The following is a 1,535-nucleotide window of genomic DNA, read 5'->3' as shown; positions in this document are numbered from 1 at the left end:
GTGTAGCCCTTCTTGATCGCGCGGTAGTTCATCTCGACCTGGAACGAGTAGCCGTTGCTGCGGATCGAGGCCACGTCGATCGCGCGCAGGGTGTCGGCCTTCCACGCCTTGAAGCCGGCGGTCGCGTCCTTCACGCCGAGGCGCAGGATCAGGTTCACGTAGAAGTTGGCCCAGGCCGAGAGCGCCTTGCGGTACCACTTCCACTCCGCGGCGGTCGAACCACCGGGCACGTAGCGGGAACCGAGCACGACGCCGGTATCGGCGGAACTCAGTTTCTCCAGCATGGCCGGGATCACCTCGGCGGGGTGCGACAGGTCGGCGTCCATCTGGATCACCACGTCGGCGCCCTCGTCGAGAGCCTTGGTGATGCCCGCGATGTAGGCGCGGCCGAGGCCGTCCTTCTCGGTGCGGTGCAGCACGCCCACCACGTTCGGCAGCTCGGCGGCCAGCTTGTCGGCCACCTCGCCCGTGCCGTCGGGTGAGTTGTCGTCCACCACCAGCACGTGCAGATCGGGAACCGGCAGTGCCGTCAGCCGCTCCACCGCCACCGGCAGATTTTCCCGCTCGTTGTAGGTCGGCACAACAACGGTAACCCTCAAGGGTCGCCCTCCCTGCTCACCTGGTTACGCCCCGCGCCCCACCGAACGGGCGCGCGAGCATGTCATCGATTCGTTATGACCGTACTCGATCGACCTGACGCGAACCTGAGCGGCCGTGGCCGCGTCACCACAGCTGGCGGGCGTGGACCAGCGCGTCGACCACCAGGACGACGCCGAAAACGACGAACAACACCCGGACCACCGGCGGCCCGTAGCGGGTGATCCACCGCACCAGCAGCCGGTAGACCCGGCGGCTGCGCGGGGTCTTGCGCAGGGCCAGCGCCAGCACCACCAGCGGCACCAGCAGCGCGATCGCGCAATAGACGACCACGATCAACGGCCACACCACCGGCAGCGGACGCTGCGCCGACACCAGCGCCAGCGCGGCCAGGTACGGCACCGAGGTCGGCACCTTCGCCAGCCCCAGCGTGACCCCGACCACCCCCATCAGCCACGGATACTTCCGCACCGGCCGGACCCAGCGCCCGCCGCCGCTCATCGTCGTGTCCATCGGCAACGCCGCGACCGCGATCAGCACCACACCGATCAGCAGCTCACCCCAGTACCGCAGCACCGGCGTCAGCTCGAAGTCGAACAACCGGACCAGGAAATCGATCCCGAGCACCGTCGCGATCCCGAACGCCACCGACACCGCGAACACGCCACCGAGAAAACTGAGCCCACCCACCACGGGCGACCGCCGCGCCAGCCGGCTGTCCGCCACCACCGCCGTCGTGATCGCCACCAACAGCACATCCAGCGCGTCGACCACCGCAAACCCCAGCAACGTGATCAACAGGACACCCATGACCCCCGCGACCCTACTCGCCGCGCCACGCGTGTCCCGGTCGGTGGGCGAGGTCGTTTCCGAGACGACGGTCGTCCACCGCGGCGTGGACGCCGGCGGCGTGCGCGCGCTGATCTTCGAGCGCGGTG

At 68.9% G+C, this 1,535-nt stretch carries 2 protein-coding genes; both read right to left on the bottom strand.

Annotated features, from left to right (window positions below):
• Window positions 1–599: polyprenol monophosphomannose synthase (locus ACWDNU_RS45580; protein WP_449673411.1), on the bottom strand; the 599-nt coding region annotated here is incomplete at its 3' end.
• Window positions 600–723: 124 nt separating this feature from the next.
• Window positions 724–1,407, bottom strand: a complete 684-nt coding sequence (locus ACWDNU_RS45575) for a GAP family protein (protein WP_355271035.1) — start codon at window positions 1,405–1,407, stop codon at window positions 724–726.
• Window positions 1,408–1,535: the final 128 nt, after the last annotated feature.

This window comes from Amycolatopsis sp. NPDC003676 (assembly GCF_053587275.1).
The sequence above is the reverse complement of the archived record's forward strand: the minus strand, read 5'-3'. Positions and strand labels throughout refer to the sequence as shown.

Coding starts and splice junctions, on each gene's coding strand:
- ACWDNU_RS45575 (WP_355271035.1), bottom strand. CDS start 1,407: ATGGGTGTCCTGTTGATCACGTTGCTGGGGTTTGCGGTGGTCGACGCG.